This is a genomic window from Pseudomonas sp. TE3-3-F2023 (genome assembly GCF_036784815.1).
In the GTDB taxonomy this organism is placed as follows: Bacteria; Pseudomonadota; Gammaproteobacteria; order Pseudomonadales; family Pseudomonadaceae; genus Aquipseudomonas; species Aquipseudomonas pudica.
The window spans coordinates 2,985,644-3,002,774 of sequence record NZ_CP145113.1 but is presented as its reverse complement, the minus strand read 5'-3'; the positions used below and the strand labels follow the sequence as shown (position 1 = coordinate 3,002,774).

The window sequence follows — 17,131 nt, the reverse complement described above, 5'->3', positions numbered from 1 at the left end:
TTCAGAGGTTGCCGTGGTAGGCGTCGGTGATCAGGCGCTCGACATCGCGTGCGGTGGTCAGGCGTGGGTTGACCAGCACGTTGCCGCTGCGCATCGAGTCGCTGACCATTTGCGGCAGGAACTCCAGGTCCACGCCCAGTTCACGGATGGTCGCGGGAATGCCGATGGCCTGGTTCAGGGCCACCACCGCGTCCACCGTGCGTGCCGCGGCCTGTTCCACGTTGAGCCCGGTCACATCGGCGCCCAGTGCAATGGTGATGTCACGGAAGCGCTCCGGGCAGGCCGGCAGGTTGAACTTGATCACGTAAGGCAGCAGGGCGGCGTTGGCGATGCCATGGGGGATGTTGAACACCCCGCCGAAGGTGTGGGAAATGGCATGCACGTTGCCCAGCTTGGATTGCGAAAACGCCACCCCGGCCAGGAACGAACCCAGCAGCATCTGTTCGCGGGCGGCCATGTCGGTGCCGACGAAGTAGGTTTTTTCCAGGCTGCCGGCAATCATGCGAATGGCCTGCAGGGCCATGGCCTGGCTGATCGGGTTGGCCTGGCGCGACACATACGACTCGATGGCATGGGTCAGGGCATCCATGCCGGTGGCAGCGGTGATGGCCGCAGGCAGCTTCAGGGTCAGTGCCGGGTCGAGGATGGCCAGGCGCGGGAACAGCCGCGGGCTGACGATCACCGTCTTGAACAGCGTGCGCTTGTTGGTGAACACGGTCGACGCCGTGCATTCGCTGCCGGTACCGGAGGTGGTCGGGATGGCGAAGATCGGCAGCGGCGGCTGGGTCAGTTTGTCGTAGCCCTCGTAGTCGAGGATGTTGCCAGGGTTGGTGGCCATCGCCGCCACGCCCTTGGCGGTGTCGATGCTGCTGCCGCCGCCCACGCCGATCACGGCGGTGCAGTTGCGCGCTTTGAGCAGCGCCACGGCAGCGTCGAGCACGTCGGTGCTGGGGTTGGCTTCAACGGCAGAGAACAGCTGGTAGTCGATGCCCGCCTGCTCCAGCGAGGCAAAGAAGCCGGCCAGAATACCAGCGTCGATCAGGCCCTGGTCGGTGACCACCAACAGGGTACCGTCCACGTACGGCTTGAGCAGCGCACCGGCCTGGTCGGCCAGGCCCGCGCCACATTTGGCAATGGTGGGGAAATGGAACTGGAATTGGCTCATGAGGGGTCCTCAGGCAACTACGTTGTTCTTGTTGTGCCCGCCGTGACGCTGGCGGGCCGTGCCGGGGCAATCTAGAGCGCGGGCCAGGGCCGCCGATAATGAAAAGAGCTGATCCGCCAATAACCGCTGCTTATCCCCTGCCCGGGTAATAAGCAGGCGTTATTGGCGGATCAGCTCTTTTCATTACCTGCAATGCCGGCAGCGCTCCAACAATCGGCCTGCGTAGTTGCTACGCCTCCCGATAATCACAACAACGAGCTCCTGCGATGAAGACCATCCCCTCCCCGGCCGACCTGGCGCTGCCCGCTGCGGCCCCGATGACCACGGTGCGCTGGCGCATCTTCCTGATCCTGTTGCTGCTGACCGCAATCAACTACATCGACCGCGCCTCGCTGTCGGTTGCGCTACCGCTGATCGCCCCCGAATTCAACCTGACGCCGGCCATGGAAGGGCTGATGCTCAGTGCGTTCTTCTGGTCCTATGCCTTGATGCAAATCCCTGGCGGCATGCTGCTGGACCGCTTCCACACCCGCGGCATCATTGGTGCGGCAACCGTGGCCTGGGGCCTGTTCCAGGCACTGGGCGCGGCCTCGCACAACTGGCTGGTACTGCTGCTGACACGCATCGGCCTGGGCGTGGCCGAGTCGCCGATCATGCCCGCCGGGGCCAAGCTCAATGGCGCCTGGCTGACGCCTAACGAACGTGGCCGTGGCGCGGTGCTGGTGGATGGCGGCGCACCGCTGGGCAGCGCCCTGGGTGCGATCCTGATTTCCGGGCTGATTGCCTGGCTGGGCTCGTGGCGATTGGCCTTCGTGGTGGCCGGGGTCGGCACCGTATTGGCCGGCATCCTGGCGTGGAAGTACATCCGCAACCACCCCAGCGAGCACCCGGGGGTGAACGAGGCCGAGCTGCGCCACATCACCGAAGGCAACGCCAGCGCCCATGCCGCGGCAGCCAAGGCCAGCCTGCCGCTGCGCGAATTGCTCAAGGACCGTTCGATCTTTGCCATGTTCGCCGGCTACAGCTGCATCCTGGCAGTGTTCTATGGCCTGCTGACCTGGATGCCGAGCTACCTGCACAAGGCCCACGGCCTGAACATCTCGGCCATGGGCGGGGCGACCTTCCTGATCTTCATGTGCGGGTTTGTCGGCGAACTGATCGGCGGCTGGATCGGTGACCGCTGGCGGGCCAGCGGTGCCTCGCCGAACCTGGTGATGCGCACCCTGTTCAGCGGCTCGGCGCTGGTGGCGGCGCTGTGCATCCTGGCGGCAGCCTATGTGGGCGAGACCGTCGCGGTGATCAGCCTGCTGTGCGTGGCGATGTTCTTCATCCGTTGGTGCGGGATGTACTGGTGCCTGCCGGCGATCATCGGCGGGCCGTCGCGCACCGGTGTGCTGGGTGGCACCATGAATTTCTGTGGCAACATGGCCGGGGTGCTGGTGCCGATCGTGATCGGGCTGATCGTACAGTTCAGCGGGGACTACTTCTTTGCGCTGATCTTCTTTGTGGCGGCTGCGGTGTTGATTGCGGTGTTTTCCAGCTTGATCGATTACCGCGAGCGGCAGTTCTGAGATACAGCCGGTTGGGGCTGCTTTGCAGCCCATCGCCGGCAAGCCGGCTCCCACACCGGTCGAGCTGCTTTCAAGGTTTTTGCAGTACCTGTGGGAGCTGGCTTGCCGGCGATAAGGCCAGGACAGGCAGCGCGAGACAATTGCTCCAACAGGGAGCCGCAACAGGGCTCAACCGGCCTTAAGCTCCTCCACCAGCAACCGCGCCGCCGGCGACAGCGGCGCTGCTACTCGGTGCACGATCCCGAACGGCTCGCTCAGCGCCCGCAGTTGCACTGCCAGCGACACCAGCAACCCGCGCTGCTCGGCAAAGGCCGCCACGGCGCTGGGGATCACCGCCACCAGCGTCGGGTCGTCTTCCAGCAGCATGAAGGTGGCGAAGGTGGAGAAGGTTTCCAGCGGGTAGCGTGGCACCTCCACCCCCGCCTCGCTCAATTCACGCTCCAGCGCCTGGCGCATGGGCATGTTGGCCGGGTAGACGATCCAACGGTACTGGCTCAGGTCGCCAACCTCCAGCGCCGCCGCCCCGGCCAGCGGGTGCTGCGGGTGCGCGACCACCGCCAGCGGCTCCTGGGCCAGTTCGACAAAGGCGTAGTCCGCCGCATTGCGGCCCAACCCTGGCCGGCAGATGGCCAGGTCCAGGCGCCCTTCATCAAGCTGGGCCAGCAGGTTGGCACTGGTGTTCTCGGCGATCTCCACCGCCAGTTGCGGCTGCTTGCGGCGCAACCGCCCGAGGGCACCGACCAGGGTCGGCATGGCCCCCATGATGCTGCCCACCGCCAGCCGCCCACCCTGGCCCTGGACAATGCCCAGCACCTCCTCGCGCAAATGCCCCAGGTCGCTGTGGATCAAGCGCGCATAACGCACCACGCAACGGCCTACGTCATTGGCCACCAGGCCGCTGGGCAGGCGCTGGAACAACGGCACACCCAGCACCTCCTCCACCTCGCGCAAGGCCTTGGTAGCCCCGGGCTGGGAAATCGCCATGGCCTCCGCCGCCTTGTGCAGGGAGCCGCAACGGTCCAGTTCGATGAGCAGGCGTAACTGACGCAGGCGCAGGCGGGAAAAAATGGAATCCAGGGAGGGGATCATCGGGCAGGCTCGGCATGGGTCTTGTAATGCCGAGCACTATAGAGGGTTGTCAACGGGCGATTGTTGAGTTTGCGGCAAATGACCTTTGCCCTGAAGACACGCCCGGCAAGCTCACGCCACGCGGCGGCGCGACAGGCAGGCATACCCCAGGCCCAGGACGCTAGCCGCCAATACGCCCAGCAGCACCATCAGCTCGCGGCTGTAACGGGCCACCCAGGCCGGGAAACCGATGACTTCGCGGTACACCTGGATGTCAGCCTTGCCATCGGCGTGACTGATGCTGACCCCGCCCTGACGGATCTGCGAGTAGTCCGCATCGAAATACACCCATACCTTGCACGCGCCACCCGGCTCGATGACGGGGATGTCCGCTTGCATGGTGGAGGTTTCCAGGATGGTGTCATTGCCAGCTGCATCGCGCACCTGCACCAGGCCTTTCGCCGGCAGGCGGATTTTCACCTGGCGCACCTGCGCATCACCGCTGTTGCGCAGCTCGATGAGCAGGCCGGTACGGTGGTCGACCAGCCCGGCCTCGAAGGGCTTGGCGAACAGTTGGGCATACGGCGCCTGGGCCATTTCGATCAGCCGCTCGACCTGATCGTGGCTCAGCCCACCCTCGCTGATGGAATTGATACGCCCCTGCAACTGCTCGTACTTGAGCTGCTCGCTGGCCTTGCTGATGCGTTCGCTGAACTGGCTGGGATAGGTGAGGTAGGCATAGGTCAGCGATGCCTCCAGGCGCGGGTTGCCCCTGAGCACCCCATAGGCGGCCAGCAGGACCATCAGGCCAAGCAGCACGGCTACGAGGAGTTTCCCCACCTTGTCCCAGCTCAATGCGAACTTCCTTCTGTCGTGATACAGACGATTCAAACCGACCAAGGGTGCCAAGTTCAAGGCCCCCAGGCAAGCCTGACTAAGGCTCCTGCTCGCCCCCCCGAGCCTGGCGCAACTGTTGCAACTGGCCGTCGATCAGCGCCTTGGCCATGCCTGCCAGGTAATACGTGGCCTGCATCATCGCCTTGCGGTCACCGGGCCGGTCGATGGCCTTGCGGGTGAGTTCGGTAATGCAGCCCATGATGCTCGAGGCCTCCATCAGCGCCGTACGCATTGGCAGCTGCGCGTTCATCTGCACCAGTTCGGCGCCGCCGTTGCCAAAACGGCCCGCTGCACGCACGACATTGAGGTTGCTGCTTTCTTTCGGAGTGTCTTTGTCCATGTCCATTCCTCGGGGTTACGAGCGTGCCGAGACTAGGGCGCTGCCTGCCCCGCCACAATAACCTTGGGGGTGGAAAGGCTTACTTTCAGAAATGGACTACAAGAACCCTACAAAGGGGATGCTCCGTCACCACTCAGGCTCTTGACCGGCAACCCGGCAGTGACGGACGATCGGTGTCCCCCCACAAGGATGAACACCATGCTACGGATACTGGGTAGAGCCTCCTCCATCAATGTACGAAAAGTTCTGTGGGCGTGCGCCGAGTTCGAGGTCCCGTTCGAGCGCGAAGACTGGGGGGCGGGCTTCAAGCCCACGGACAGCGCCGAGTTCCTTGCGTTGAACCCCAATGCCATGATCCCGGTGATCCAGGATGGCGACTTTACCCTGTGGGAATCCAACAGCATCATCCGCTACCTGGCCACGCGTTATGGCGCCACCGGGTTCTACCCGGGCGAGGCGCAGGCGCGGGCCAGGATCGACCAGTGGATCGACTGGCAGGCCTCGGACCTCAACCGTTCGTGGAGCTACGCGTTCATGTCGCTGGTCAGGCACTCGCCCGCCCACCAGGACCCACAGGCCCTGGCCGCCGGCTGCGCGGACTGGGCGCGCTACATGCGCATTCTCGACCGCCAGCTGGCAAACACCGGTGCCTACGTGGCTGGTAGCCAGTTCACCTTGGCGGACATCCCCATTGGCCTGTCGGTCAACCGCTGGTTCGAAACGCCATTCGAGCACCCGCACCTGCCGGCAGTGCGCGATTATTACGAGCGGCTTAGCGAGCGCCCGGCCTATCATCTGCATGGCCGTAACGGTACGCCGTGACGGGCAAAACTGCGGGGCTGCCTGGCAGCCCCCGAAGTCTCCACCTGTTAAACAGCAACCTGACTCGCCGCAGCCCCCGCCCGCCCCCGCCAGGCGAACAGCAGCACCATCACCAGGCCCAAAGCCGCCATCGCCGCACCCGCCAGGGAAACCGCCGAATACCCCAGCCCGGCGTTGATCACTGCCCCACCCAGCGCCGCACCAATTGCATTCCCCAGGTTGAACGCCCCGATGTTCACCGCCGACGCCAGGTTGGGCGCATCCTTGGCCGCCTCCATCACCCGCATCTGCAGTGGCGGCACCAGGGCAAAGCTGGCAGCGCCCCACACCAGGACCGCCAACGCAGTCGCCAGCGGCCAGTCCATCACCAGCGGGAACACCAGCAACACCGCAATCAGCACGGCCAGCGACAGCATCAGGGTACGGTCGATCGAACGGTCCGCCGCCTTGCCGCCCCACACGTTACCCAAGGTCAGGCCGACACCGAACAACACCAGCATGGCCGTGACGAAGGTGGTGGACGCTGCCGCCTCGCTCTGCAGGATCGGCGCGATGTAGGTGAATACCGTGAACATCGCACTGGAGCCCACCACAGTCAGCAGCAATGCCGCCAGCACCGGCCCGCGGCCCAGCACGCGGATTTCGGCCATGGCCCCGCCGCCCTTGGGCGACGGCACGTTGGGCAGTGCGTACCAGAGGGTGGTCATTGCTACCAGGCCGAGCCCGGCGATGCCCCAGAATGCCGTGCGCCAGCCCAGCATTTCACCGAACCAGGTCGCCAGCGGCACACCGCCGATGGTGGCAAGGGTCAACCCCATGAACATGGCGGCCACGGCCCCGGCGCGCTTCTCGGGCGGCACCACGCTGGCCGCGACGATCGAGCCGATGCCGAAGAACGCACCGTGGTTCAGCGAGGTGACCACGCGGGCAACCAGCAGGCTGGCGTAGTCGCTGGCCAAGGCCGACATCAGGTTGCCGAGGGTGAAGATGGCCATCAGCCCGATCAGCAGGTAACGCCGCGGGATCTTCACCGTGGCCAGGGTCATCAGCGGCGCACCGATCAGCACACCGATCGCATAGGCACTGACCAACAACCCGGCAGCGGGGATGGAGACGCCAAGGTCGGTGGCGATGCTGGGCAGCATGCCCATGGGGGCGAACTCGGTGACCCCGATGCCGAAGGCACCGATGGCGAGTGCGACAAGAGGTGGATTGATACGCATGGCAAGCTCCTTATCTGTGCTGCAAATGCTACGATCCGAAGCCAAGCCGCACTAGACTGCATTTTTGCGAACCACCTTTGCTGAAGAGGCACAAATGGACTTCAGTGGAAGATCCGGCGAGATGGAAATATTTACCAAGGTGGCCCAGGAGGGCAGCCTGTCCGCCGCCGCCCGGGCACTGGGCCTGACACCTTCGGCGGTGAGCCGCATCCTGGCGCGCACCGAACAGCGCCTGGGCACCCGCCTGCTGCTGCGCACCACCCGAGCGATCACCCTCACGCCCGAGGGCGAAGCGTACCTGCGCGGTGCACGGCGGGTGCTGGCCGACATGCTCGAAGTGGAAGAGGCCATCACCGACCAGGGCGTGCCACGCGGGCGCTTGCGGGTCAGCGCAGCGCTGGGCCATGGCCGCTTGACCGTGGTACCGCTGCTGGCAGCGTTCAGCGCGCGCTACCCGCAGGTGCTGGTCGACCTTACCCTCAGCGACGAAGTGGCCGACGTTCTCGGCGGCCAGGCCGACGTGGCGCTGCGCTTCGGCCACCTGCCGGACAGTTCGTTGAGCGCTCGTGCCATTGGCGAAACCGGCCAGGTGATCGTCGCCTCGCCCGAGTACCTGGCGCGCTGCGGTACGCCGCTTGTGCCAGAGGACCTGGCCCGGCACAACTGCCTGCGCTTCAACTTCCGCCGCGCCGCGCCCGACTGGCCGTTCCGCCGCGACGGGCAGGTCTTTTCATTGAAGGTGACGGGCAACATCGAATGCAGCAGCGGCGAGGCCCTGGCGCAGTTGGCCAGGCTCGGCGCCGGCGTGGCGCGCATCGGTACCTTTACCGTGGCCGACGACCTGGCCAACGGGCAGTTGGTGCCGTTGCTGGAGGCGTACAACCCGGGTGATCGCGAGCCGATCCATGCGGTGTTCGTCGGCGGCCCGGCGATGCCGGCGCGGGTGCGGGTGTTCGTGGATTTTCTGGTGGAGCAACTGTCAGGCCTGCCCAGCGCCTTGTAGGAGCGGCCTTGTGTCGCGAAAGGGCTGCAGAGCAGCCCCAACAGACTATGCGCAGTTGCTGAAATCCAGGGGCCGCTTTGCGGCCCTTTCGCGACACAAGGCCGCTCCTACAGAATCGCACTGTACAGGATCCCTTGCCCTCGGCTTATGTTCAGGAGTTGCTTCATGCCCTACCCCATCGAACAGAAACTGGTCATCGGCGTTGCTTCGAGTGCGCTGTTCGACCTCGCCGTCTCGGACGACATCTACCAGACCCAGGGCGTCGAGGCTTACCGCCAGCACCAGCAGCAGAACCTGGACGAACCCTTCCCCAAAGGCGTGGCGTTCCCGTTCATCCGCCGCTTCCTGAGCATCAATCAGGCCTTCCCCGAGCAGTTGCCGGTGGAGGTGGTGCTGCTGTCGCGCAACTCGCCGGAAACCGGCCTGCGGGTGTTTCGCTCGATCAGCCACTACCAGCTGGACATCACCCGCGCGGCGTTCATGTCGGGCCGCTCGCCCTACGAGTACATACCGGCGTTCAATGCCTCGCTGTTCCTCAGCGCCAACGAGGAAGATGTGCAGAAAGCCATCGACGCCAACTACCCGGCCGGGCGGGTGCTGCCGACACGCATCTACGATGACGAGATCGACACCGAACTGCGGGTGGCCTTCGACTTTGACGGGGTGATTGCCGATGACGAGGCCGAGCGCGTGTACAAGCGCGACGACAACCTGGACGATTTTCAGGAGCATGAACGCGTGCGCAAGGGCATACCGCATTCGCCGGGGCCGTTGGCCGACCTGTACCGCAAGATTTCGCTGATTCGCATGCTCGAGGACCGCAAGTTGGCCGAAGACCCGGCGTACAAGCGCATCTTGCGGATTGCCATCGTGACGGCGCGCAATGCCCCTTCGCACGAGCGGGTAGTGACGACGTTGAAAGACTGGGGCGTTTCGCCGGACGAGTGCTTCTTTCTGGGCGGGATGGAAAAACCCAGGGTGCTGTCGATACTGAAGCCGCATGTGTTCTTTGATGACCAGCGCAGCCATTTGCAATCGCCGGCGGGGGATTTGCCGATGGTGCATGTGCCGTTCGGGGTGGCGAATCGCGAGCGTTCGGCGGCGGACTCTGCGTTCGACGTACCCCACAGGTACAGCGTTGCTACCGAGGTTGTCGCTGAACCTGTGGGAGCGGCCTTGTGTCGCGAAAGGGCCGCAAGGCGGCCCCAGGATTGACGCGCAACAGTTGAATTTGCCGGTGGCCTGCGAACCGGGGCCGCTGGTGAGTTCTTCTGGTACGCGCCTGGTGGCCGACGGCTGGATCGGCAAAGACCTGGAGGCCATCGACACCCTGCTGGTCGCCGGCACACCGCAGGCTGCCGAGCAATACCTGCGCCCCGGCATTCTCGACTGGCTGCGGCAACGCGCGGGCGCTTGCCGGCGTTACGGCTCGGTGTGCACGGGGGCGTTTGCACTGGCGGCTGCCGGGCTGCTGGATGACCGGCGTGTGACCACCCATTGGGCCGTGGCGCAGCCGCTGGCCGAGCGTTATCCGCGGGTGCAGGTGGATGCCGATGCCATTCAGGTGCATGACGGCAACCTGCGTACCGCTGCGGGGGTAACGGCCGGGTTGGACCTGGCACTGGCCCTGGTGGAGGAAGACCTGGGGCGAGATATTGCCAAGCAGGTTGCGGGGCACCTGGTCATGTACTTCAAGCGGCCTGGCGGGCAACTGCAATTCAGCCGGCAAGGTGGGACATCACCGGTCGGGCGTTCGGCATTGCAGGGGTTGCAGCGTTACGTGGCCGCCAACCCTGCACTGGACCACGGGGTTGCCAGCCTGGCTGCGCGGGTTGGGCTGAGCCCGAGGCATTTTGCGCGGGTGTTTCAGGGTGATGTGGGGATGACCCCGGCCGCGTGGGTGGAGCTGGCGCGGGTGAATGCTGCGCGGGCGCGGCTGGAGGCTGGGCGAGAGGCACCGAAGCAGGTGGCGGCGCTGTGCGGGTTTGCCAATGCGGATACGTTGCGGCGGGCGTTCGTGAAGCATGTGGGGGTGACCCCGGCGGAGTATCGCAAGCGGTTTGGGCGGTTGGGGTGAGCTGAACCGAGGTGTGTGCGCTCGCGCCGGGTACGCTTGTGCGTCCCGGCCGAGGCTGTGCGCTCCATCGCAAGGTCAGCTTAGCGAGGGCCACCGCCCTGATGACCGCCAAAGCCACCGCCCCCACCGTGGCCACCGCCATGACCACCACCCGGCGGCATGAACATCCAGCAGCCTGACAAGGCCGATACCAGCGCCGCAACCAGGGCTGCGCGGAAAAGGTGTTTCGACTTCATTGCAACGCTCCACAAGGCTAGATCTGCTGCCGGCCGTTGGCCGGTTCGGCAGCGCGCGGATTCTAGAGCTGCGGAGTGATGGCACGGGGAAACTTTGCATATCTTTACAGTCGCACTGGCAATCAGGGAGGACCGTTGCCTGTGGTTGCGGCTTGCATGCCCTTAAAGCAGGCTAGCCCATCCGCCAATCATCGCCCGGCATGATACGCCGCATGAACTCATCGAACAGCGGCACCGTGAACGCCGTATCACAGGCCAGCCCCCACCAGCGTGACCTGCAACTGGCCTTGGGCACAGCGATGCAAAGCGGTGATCAACGCGGCCAACTGGTTTTCGGAACGAATCTCTCTTGATTCGGCAATGTCAGCAAAAGCGAGCCCCTGTGCACAGCACTTTTCTTGAGACACGACGCTGTCGCCACTAGCACTTCGGGGCTGTTGCTGGACACCTTTCACAACCAGAAGCAACAGTGAACCTTTGTGGCAGCAGTGGCTCAGTTGTGCAAAGCGCGCTTACCACTCCGACAAGGGATTGCCATGAGATCTGCCCCGTCCACCGCCCCTCCCCAGGTTCGCATCGAACGTGAACTGAGCCCGCGGGCGGTGCTCACCGGCGTAGCGCTGGGCATTCTGCTAACGCCCGCGAATGTGTACGCGGGCCTTCGGATCGGCTGGTCGTTCAACATGTCGATCATCGCCTTGCTGGTCGGCTTCACCCTGTGGCAGGGCCTGGCAGGGCGCAGCAACGGCCGGCCCGCATGGACGTTGCACGAAAGCAACATCAACCAGACCGTGGCCTCGGCCGCCGCGTCCATCGTTTCTGGCGGGCTGGTCGCACCGATCCCCGCCTATACCCTGCTCACCGGTCACCAACTCGACCCGCTGCCGATGATGGCCTGGGTGTTCTCCGTGAGCTTCCTGGGCATCTGGATCGCCTGGTATCTGCGCCCCGCCCTGCTCGATGACCATGGCCTGAAGTTCCCCGAGGGCATGGCGACCCTGGAGACATTGCAGCAGATCTACCGCCACGGCCACGAAGCCATGATGCGGATAAAGGTACTGTGCAGCGCCGCGTTGCTGTCGGGGCTGGTGAAGTGGATTGACGGGTTCGTCTGGGCGATACCGCGCTGGGCACCCTCGCCAGTGCTCGAGCGCCTGACATTCACGCTCGATCCTTCGCTGATGCTGGTCGGCTTCGGCGGCATCATCGGCATCCGGGTGGGCCTTACGCTGCTGTTCGGCGCCGCGCTGGCGTGGGGCGGGCTGGCACCTTGGCTGGTCGACCATGCCTTGGTGGTGCTGGCCCCGAACGCCAGCGGCCCGCAGTTCGCCGCCCTGGTGGAATGGCTGTTGTGGCCGGGCGTCAGCCTGATGGTATGCGCAACCCTGACTTCATTGTTGGCCCGCCTGTTGCAAATGCCCCGGCAAAGGCTCGCCGAAGCGCAGGCAAGCCGGGTAGCGCACGCCCGTGGGCGGTTTTCCCTGGCGCCTGCCTGCGGGCTTCTATTGTCCATTGCGCTGGTGGTGGCGCTTCAGGCGTTGCTGTTCGCCATCGACTGGTGGATGGCGCTGCTGAGCATTCCCTTGGCGATCTGCCTTGCGGTGGTCGCCGCGCGCGTGGTCGGCGCCACCGGTATTGCGCCGATCGGCGCCATCGGCAAGCTGTCGCAGCTGAGCTTTGGCCTGGTTGCACCGGGCCAGGTGGCCATCAACCTGATGAGCGCCAACACCGCCGGTGGCGCGGCCGGGCAAGCCACCGACCTGATGAACGACTTCAAGGTTGGCCAAGCGATCGGCGCCACGCCACACAAGCAACTGATTGCACAGTGCCTGGGCATCCTTATCGGCAGCGTGGTCGGCGTGCTGGTGTACCTGTTGCTGATTCCCGACCCGCAGACCCTGCTGCTCACCGAGCAATGGCCCGCACCAGCCGTGGCTACCTGGAAAGCCGTGGCCCAGACCCTGATGCAAGGGCTGGGGGCGCTGGCGCCAGAGCTGCGCTGGGCAATTTTGGCCGGCAGCGCGGCTGGCGTACTGCTGGGCGCGCTGGACAGCCTGCTGCCGCAGCGGGTGGCGCGTTGGCTGCCGAGTACCGGCGCGCTGGGCCTGGCGTTCATACTGCCGGCATCGATCAGCATGATGATGGGGCTCGGCGCGGTGGTTACCTGGCTGGTCGGTTGCCGTTGGCCGAGCGTTACAGAGCGGTTTGCAATCACGGCCGCAGCGGGGCTGATCGCCGGGGAAAGCATTACCGGGGTGGCGGCATCGTTCTGGGAGATGGTGCGGATGCTGTAGCGGTTGGCATCGCGCGGCTATGCCGCAGCCACGTTCTGACCAGTGGCCACCCGGACACGCAGCAGCGGCCGCGTCGCTCTGCTATACCTCATTGCCTGGCTCACCCCAACGAGGATGGATTCTCATGGAGCCACTGTGCACCACGCACCCGGGCGACGAGGACGGCGTGCCTGGCCGTTCACCTGCCATGCAGGCATTGCAAGCCCTGCTGCGGCGGGTGGCGCAGAGCGACCGGCCGGTGCTGATCTTTGGCCCGACGGGAGCCGGCAAGGAAGTCATCGCCCAGCAACTGCACCGCCTGAGCGCGCCGGGCAAACCGTTCATCGACCTCAACTGCGGGGCGATCCCCGAGCAATTGCTCGAGTCCGAGCTGTTTGGCCATGCCCGCGGCGCGTTCACCGGCGCGGTTGGCGAGCGCATGGGCCATCTGCAGATGGCTGGGGCGGGGACTTTGTTCCTCGACGAGATCGGCGAACTGCCCCTGGCCCTGCAGCCGAAGCTGCTGCGGGTGCTGGAAACCGGGCAGTACCGGCCGCTCGGCAGCAGCGAGAGCCGGCACTTCCGCGGCAGGGTGGTGGCGGCCACCCACCGTGACCTCAAGCGCCTGGTGGCCGAGGAGCGCTTTCGCGAAGACCTGTACTACCGCTTGTCGGTGTTCGAGCTCGAACTGCCGGGGCTGAACGAGCGGCGGGAGGACATCCCGGACCTGATCGAGCACTTCTGCCGTCAGCAACGGCGACCGCTGCACTTCGATGCAGCAGCGCTGGAGCTGCTGTGCCAGCGGGACTGGCCCGGCAATGTGCGCGAACTGCGCAATTCGATCGATCGCATCGGCACCCTGGCCCCGTCACCACTGGTTGACCGGGAAACCCTCGAGCAGTTGCTGGCACCGCCCTCGCCCGCCTCTGCGCTTGCCGTAGAGCTGGCCGAAGCGCTGCTCGGGCTTGAGGGGCCGGACAAGCTGGCGGCGGTGGAAACACTGCTGATCGAGCATGCGCTGAACCGCTGCAACGGCAACAAGAGTGCTGCGGCGCAGCTGTTGGGGGTCAATCGCAAGGTGATCGAGCGGCGGGTCCGGTTGCGCCAGGACTTGCGCCTGACCGTGGAACGCTACCTGGCCGAAGGCCGCAAGCTGATCGACGGGGCCGACTTCCGCGGCGCCCTGGGCCCTTTGCAGAAAGGCCTGGAAGTAGCCGAGCGGGTCTACGAGGGCAAGGAACTGTGGCGTTTGCAATTTGAGTTGCACCGGTTACTGGGGGTTAGCTTTCGCAGTATCGAGGGCTGGTTGAGCATCACCAGCCTGGCCAGCTACCGGGACGCCCAGGCCTTGGCCGCGCGCCAAGGCCAGGCGCAAGAGATGGCGTCGGTGTCGTTCGGGCTGTGGACCACCCTGTTGATGGGCCTGGAACTGGCAGAGGCCCGCGCTACGGCGCAACAGATGCTGCAGCAGGCGCAGATAGCCGGTGGCGAGGCACTGCGCATCGAGGCCCACCTGGCCATGGCCAACACCCTGTTCTGGCTCGGCGATTTCGAGGAAAGCCTGGCCTGCCTGACCCGCGGCAGGCTGCTGGAGGACGACCAGGCCAGTTGGCCATCGAACCAAGGGCTGGACCTGGTGGGCCTGGCCCGCACTTTCGAAGGCCTGGCCGCCTTCGAGCTGGGCCTGTTCAGCCAGGCGCGCCAGGCGCTGGCACGCTTGCAGTCCCGCGCCGAGCAGGCGGTCGACAACCCCTTCAACCGCGCGGTCGCCCTGCAAGGCGCGGCCTGGCTCGCCGCAGTGCTGGGCGAGCGCGATGCACTCGGGCGCCAGGCCCGCGAACTGGAGCTGCTCAGTGCGCGCCACGAGTTCTCCTTCTACCGGGGCGTGGGCATGATCCTGCGCGGCTATCACCAGGGCATCTCGGGTGAGTACGAAGCCGGTGAACAGGCCATTGCCGAAGGCTACCAGCAGCATGTACTGCGTAACGGCGGCCTTCTGTTTCATGGCTTCCAGGCCTGGAAGCGCGGCGAAGTGCTGTTGCTGGGCGGGCGGCCAGAAGCCTGCCTGGAGCTGGTGGATGTCGCCCTCGACCTGGCCCAGGACCATCAGGAGCGCGCCTACCTGTGCGAACTGATGCTGTTACGTGGCCGGGCGCTGCTGGCGCTTGGCGACGACCGCGAAGCCGAGGCGACCCTGCGCGTCGCCTTGTCCACCGCGCTGACCCTCGGCGTGGTGCCGGCGCGGCTGCACGCCGCCTTGGAATTGGCCCGGTTGCTCGAACGCAGCGAACGTGGCGCCCAGGTTCAGTCGATCCTGGTGCGTGCGCTTCGCGGCCTCGACCCGCAACTGGACTACCCGCCCGCCAGCAAGGTGCGTAGCTGGCTGGCACGTTTGTCGAGCTGATCCCCTCAACCGGAAAGCAGGAGCACGATCATGGCGTTCGAGCTGGAGCACAAGGATCTGCAAGCGTTGATCAACGGTGGTTGTTTCTTTGGCAGTGGTGGTGGTGGCACCTTGGCGTCGGCCCGGCACTTGCTGGCCGCGTTCAAGGTCGGGGAATTCTACCGGCACAACCGCGTCAGGGTGGTCACGGTGGATGAGGCCCGTGCTGGCGACGCCGCGGTTGTGGCATACATGGGTGCACCGGAAACGATCGGGGGTTGCGAGTACCCACTCGGGCCGATCCAGGCACTGGAATGCTTGCGCCAGCGCTTGAATGAGCAGGGCCGCGAGCTTGCCTACGTGGTGCCGCCGGAAAGCGGCGCGCTAGGCTTTGTGGTTGCGTGCCTGGCCGCCGCCAAGCTGGGCCTGGCGGTGGTCGATGCGGACGGCGCCGGGCGCGCGGTGCCCTCATTGCCGATGCTCACCTTCGCTGCTGCCGGTATACCACCGCGGCCGGCGTTCGTGGTCAGCCAGGGCGGACTGGTGGTGGAGCTGAATGTGACGCCGCCGGCCGAGGCCCGGGGGTATCCGGAAAACGCCAATGTGATCGCTGAGCAGATGTTGCGCCCTGTGGTCGGCTCGCCGGCGTTCGGTGAGTTCGGTGGCCTGGCGCTATGGTGCATGCGCCCCGACCAGCTGCCTTCCGCGCTGCCGTTGCGCGGCACCCTCAGCCGCGCCCTGGCGCTGGGCAGAGCCCTGGCTGCGGGGCAGCTGCACACTTGCCAGGCCGTGCTCGACTGGCTTGGCCAGTTCGGCCTGATGGCCCGCTGCCTGTCCCGCAATGCGCGCCTGACCCACGCCGGCGTGACTACCCAAGGCGGCTTTGACATTGGCCGCATCGACCTCGACAGCCCAGAAGGCAGCTTGCGCCTGTGCTACGAGAACGAGTCGCTGTTGCTGTGGGACAAACACCAGCCGCAACCGCTGGCAATGGCCCCGGACAGCATTGCCTGGTTCTTTGAAGGCCCAGGGCCGGCACTGGCATCCAACGGCGACCTGGTGCGCGCCGACGGCTCGCTGGACCCGAGCTATGCCGGGCGCGCTGCCTGCCTTATCGGCTGGCAGGCGGCGGCACCGCTGCGCCAACCCGGTTTGATCGCGTGGAGCTTCGAGCAGTTGCTGGCAGACCTGGGTTACTTGGGCGCCTACCGAAGCATCGAGCAACTGCAGGAGTTACGACCATGAGCCTGCGTATTGCGGTTCTCGCGCCGGTAAACAGCAGCGACTACAACGAGGGCCTGCTGGCCTCGATAGCCCCAGTGGTGCCCCCGGATGTCGAGGTCCAGGTGTACAACATCGACCATGGCAGCCCGTGTATCCAGAACCGGCTGAATCTCACCGAGAACGCCCTGGCGGTGGTGCGCCTGGCCCAGCAGCTTGAGCAACAGGGGTTCGACGGTATCTGGCTGAGCGATTTCGACATGTGCGGCGTGGAGCCTGCCCGCGAAGTGATCGATATCCCGATCATTGGCGGCTTCCCCACCTCCGCGTTCAGCGCCCTGGGGTTGTGTCAGCGGTTTTCCATCATCACCATCCTGCAGAGCACCCTGGCCCTGCAACGCGGCCATGTGGCCAATTATGGCCAAAGCATCAATTTTGCCTCGATCCGTGCCATCGACTGCCCGGTAGCCCAGTTGGGTGATGTGGAGGTGGTACTGGTCAAGGCATTGCAAGCCGGGCTGGCTGCCATCAACGAGGATGGCGCGCAGGCACTGTTGCTTGGCTGTACCGGCTTCATGGGTGTCGCCGAGCGCTTGTCGAAGCTTATCGAACAGGACCTTGGCTGCTACGTACCGGTGCTGGACCCCAACCAGTGTGGCTTCGGCTTCCTGCTGTCGCTGGTACGCATGAAGGTACGTCCGAGCCGTTTGTGCTACGCCAGGGCGCCCCTTGGCTGAGGTGGCCGGATACGTCCGCCTAGGGCTCCCCCAGGTGGACGAAAACGTCCACCTGTACCCCTGCTTTTCGGCCTAACTGGTTGAAAGGAAAGCGATCACCAGCCTGGCATGATCG

Annotated in this window: 15 protein-coding genes; 9 read left to right on the top strand and 6 right to left on the bottom strand. The window is 65.4% G+C overall.

Annotated features, from left to right (window positions below; all coding sequences use genetic code 11):
• Position 1: 1 nt before the first annotated feature.
• A complete protein-coding gene (locus V3314_RS13655; RefSeq protein ID WP_046614026.1) occupies positions 2–1,165 on the bottom strand; it encodes an iron-containing alcohol dehydrogenase in 1,164 nt (387 codons plus the stop codon).
• A gap of 266 nt (positions 1,166–1,431) precedes the next feature.
• On the opposite strand from V3314_RS13655, the gene V3314_RS13650 reads away from it, so the two are divergent.
• The gene (locus V3314_RS13650; protein WP_196174171.1) at positions 1,432–2,736 is read left to right on the top strand and encodes an MFS transporter; all 1,305 of its coding nucleotides are present in this window, start codon (positions 1,432–1,434) and stop codon (positions 2,734–2,736) included.
• 168 nt (positions 2,737–2,904) lie between these two features.
• On the opposite strand, the gene V3314_RS13645 is transcribed toward V3314_RS13650, so the two are convergent.
• The 3 genes from V3314_RS13645 to V3314_RS13635 all read right to left on the bottom strand — a co-directional run bounded on the left by V3314_RS13645 (position 2,905) and on the right by V3314_RS13635 (position 5,041).
• Positions 2,905–3,825: a LysR family transcriptional regulator gene (locus V3314_RS13645; protein ID WP_085601304.1), complete on the bottom strand. Its 921-nt coding sequence runs from the start codon at positions 3,823–3,825 to the stop codon at positions 2,905–2,907.
• Between the two features lie 111 nt (positions 3,826–3,936).
• On the bottom strand, positions 3,937–4,659 hold the full coding sequence (locus V3314_RS13640; protein WP_108481894.1) for a hypothetical protein: 723 nt from the start codon (positions 4,657–4,659) through the stop codon (positions 3,937–3,939).
• 79 nt (positions 4,660–4,738) lie between these two features.
• Positions 4,739–5,041, bottom strand: a complete 303-nt coding sequence (locus V3314_RS13635) for a DUF3077 domain-containing protein (protein ID WP_025338583.1) — start codon at positions 5,039–5,041, stop codon at positions 4,739–4,741.
• A 198-nt stretch (positions 5,042–5,239) separates the two neighbouring features.
• Between V3314_RS13635 and V3314_RS13630 the strand changes: the two genes are divergently transcribed.
• Positions 5,240–5,863, top strand: a complete 624-nt coding sequence (locus tag V3314_RS13630) for a glutathione S-transferase (protein WP_046614031.1) — start codon at positions 5,240–5,242, stop codon at positions 5,861–5,863.
• A 47-nt stretch (positions 5,864–5,910) separates the two neighbouring features.
• Here V3314_RS13630 and V3314_RS13625 read toward each other — a convergent pair whose 3' ends face one another.
• Positions 5,911–7,086 carry an MFS transporter gene (locus V3314_RS13625; protein WP_046614032.1) on the bottom strand — a complete coding sequence of 392 codons (1,176 nt, stop codon included), beginning with the start codon at positions 7,084–7,086 and terminating at the stop codon, positions 5,911–5,913.
• Positions 7,087–7,180: 94 nt separating this feature from the next.
• Between V3314_RS13625 and V3314_RS13620 the strand changes: the two genes are divergently transcribed.
• From V3314_RS13620 to V3314_RS13610, 3 genes are all read left to right on the top strand, one after another.
• Positions 7,181–8,089 carry a LysR substrate-binding domain-containing protein gene (locus tag V3314_RS13620; RefSeq protein ID WP_338459107.1) on the top strand — a complete coding sequence of 303 codons (909 nt, stop codon included), beginning with the start codon at positions 7,181–7,183 and terminating at the stop codon, positions 8,087–8,089.
• Positions 8,090–8,254: 165 nt separating this feature from the next.
• Positions 8,255–9,304, top strand: a complete 1,050-nt coding sequence (locus V3314_RS13615) for a 5'-nucleotidase (protein ID WP_338459106.1) — start codon at positions 8,255–8,257, stop codon at positions 9,302–9,304.
• Between the two features lie 46 nt (positions 9,305–9,350).
• Complete coding sequence (locus V3314_RS13610) at positions 9,351–10,166, top strand: helix-turn-helix domain-containing protein (protein ID WP_338459105.1); 816 nt, start codon at positions 9,351–9,353, stop codon at positions 10,164–10,166.
• Between the two features lie 80 nt (positions 10,167–10,246).
• Here V3314_RS13610 and V3314_RS13605 read toward each other — a convergent pair whose 3' ends face one another.
• A complete protein-coding gene (locus V3314_RS13605) occupies positions 10,247–10,402 on the bottom strand; it encodes a hypothetical protein (RefSeq protein WP_173015084.1) in 156 nt (51 codons plus the stop codon).
• Between the two features lie 536 nt (positions 10,403–10,938).
• On the opposite strand from V3314_RS13605, the gene V3314_RS13600 reads away from it, so the two are divergent.
• The 4 genes from V3314_RS13600 to V3314_RS13585 all read left to right on the top strand — a co-directional run bounded on the left by V3314_RS13600 (position 10,939) and on the right by V3314_RS13585 (position 17,016).
• Positions 10,939–12,696 (top strand): OPT family oligopeptide transporter, encoded by a 1,758-nt coding sequence (locus tag V3314_RS13600; protein WP_338459104.1) that lies wholly within the window; start codon positions 10,939–10,941, stop codon positions 12,694–12,696.
• Positions 12,697–12,820: 124 nt separating this feature from the next.
• Positions 12,821–15,079, top strand: coding sequence for a sigma-54-dependent Fis family transcriptional regulator (locus V3314_RS13595; RefSeq protein WP_046614036.1), 2,259 nt, complete (start codon positions 12,821–12,823; stop codon positions 15,077–15,079).
• Between the two features lie 30 nt (positions 15,080–15,109).
• Positions 15,110–16,303 carry a DUF917 family protein gene (locus V3314_RS13590; protein WP_135003135.1) on the top strand — a complete coding sequence of 398 codons (1,194 nt, stop codon included), beginning with the start codon at positions 15,110–15,112 and terminating at the stop codon, positions 16,301–16,303.
• A complete protein-coding gene (locus tag V3314_RS13585; RefSeq protein ID WP_046614038.1) occupies positions 16,300–17,016 on the top strand; it encodes an aspartate/glutamate racemase family protein in 717 nt (238 codons plus the stop codon). Before V3314_RS13590 ends, V3314_RS13585 begins: the two co-directional genes overlap by 4 nt.
• Positions 17,017–17,131 lie beyond the last annotated feature (115 nt).

Coding starts and splice junctions, on each gene's coding strand:
- V3314_RS13655 (WP_046614026.1), bottom strand. CDS start 1,165: ATGAGCCAATTCCAGTTCCATTTCCCCACCATTGCCAAATGTGGCGCG.
- V3314_RS13650 (WP_196174171.1), top strand. CDS start 1,432: ATGAAGACCATCCCCTCCCCGGCCGACCTGGCGCTGCCCGCTGCGGCC.
- V3314_RS13645 (WP_085601304.1), bottom strand. CDS start 3,825: ATGATCCCCTCCCTGGATTCCATTTTTTCCCGCCTGCGCCTGCGTCAG.
- V3314_RS13635 (WP_025338583.1), bottom strand. CDS start 5,041: ATGGACAAAGACACTCCGAAAGAAAGCAGCAACCTCAATGTCGTGCGT.
- V3314_RS13630 (WP_046614031.1), top strand. CDS start 5,240: ATGCTACGGATACTGGGTAGAGCCTCCTCCATCAATGTACGAAAAGTT.
- V3314_RS13625 (WP_046614032.1), bottom strand. CDS start 7,086: ATGCGTATCAATCCACCTCTTGTCGCACTCGCCATCGGTGCCTTCGGC.
- V3314_RS13620 (WP_338459107.1), top strand. CDS start 7,181: ATGGACTTCAGTGGAAGATCCGGCGAGATGGAAATATTTACCAAGGTG.
- V3314_RS13615 (WP_338459106.1), top strand. CDS start 8,255: ATGCCCTACCCCATCGAACAGAAACTGGTCATCGGCGTTGCTTCGAGT.
- V3314_RS13605 (WP_173015084.1), bottom strand. CDS start 10,402: ATGAAGTCGAAACACCTTTTCCGCGCAGCCCTGGTTGCGGCGCTGGTA.
- V3314_RS13600 (WP_338459104.1), top strand. CDS start 10,939: ATGAGATCTGCCCCGTCCACCGCCCCTCCCCAGGTTCGCATCGAACGT.
- V3314_RS13595 (WP_046614036.1), top strand. CDS start 12,821: ATGGAGCCACTGTGCACCACGCACCCGGGCGACGAGGACGGCGTGCCT.
- V3314_RS13590 (WP_135003135.1), top strand. CDS start 15,110: ATGGCGTTCGAGCTGGAGCACAAGGATCTGCAAGCGTTGATCAACGGT.
- V3314_RS13585 (WP_046614038.1), top strand. CDS start 16,300: ATGAGCCTGCGTATTGCGGTTCTCGCGCCGGTAAACAGCAGCGACTAC.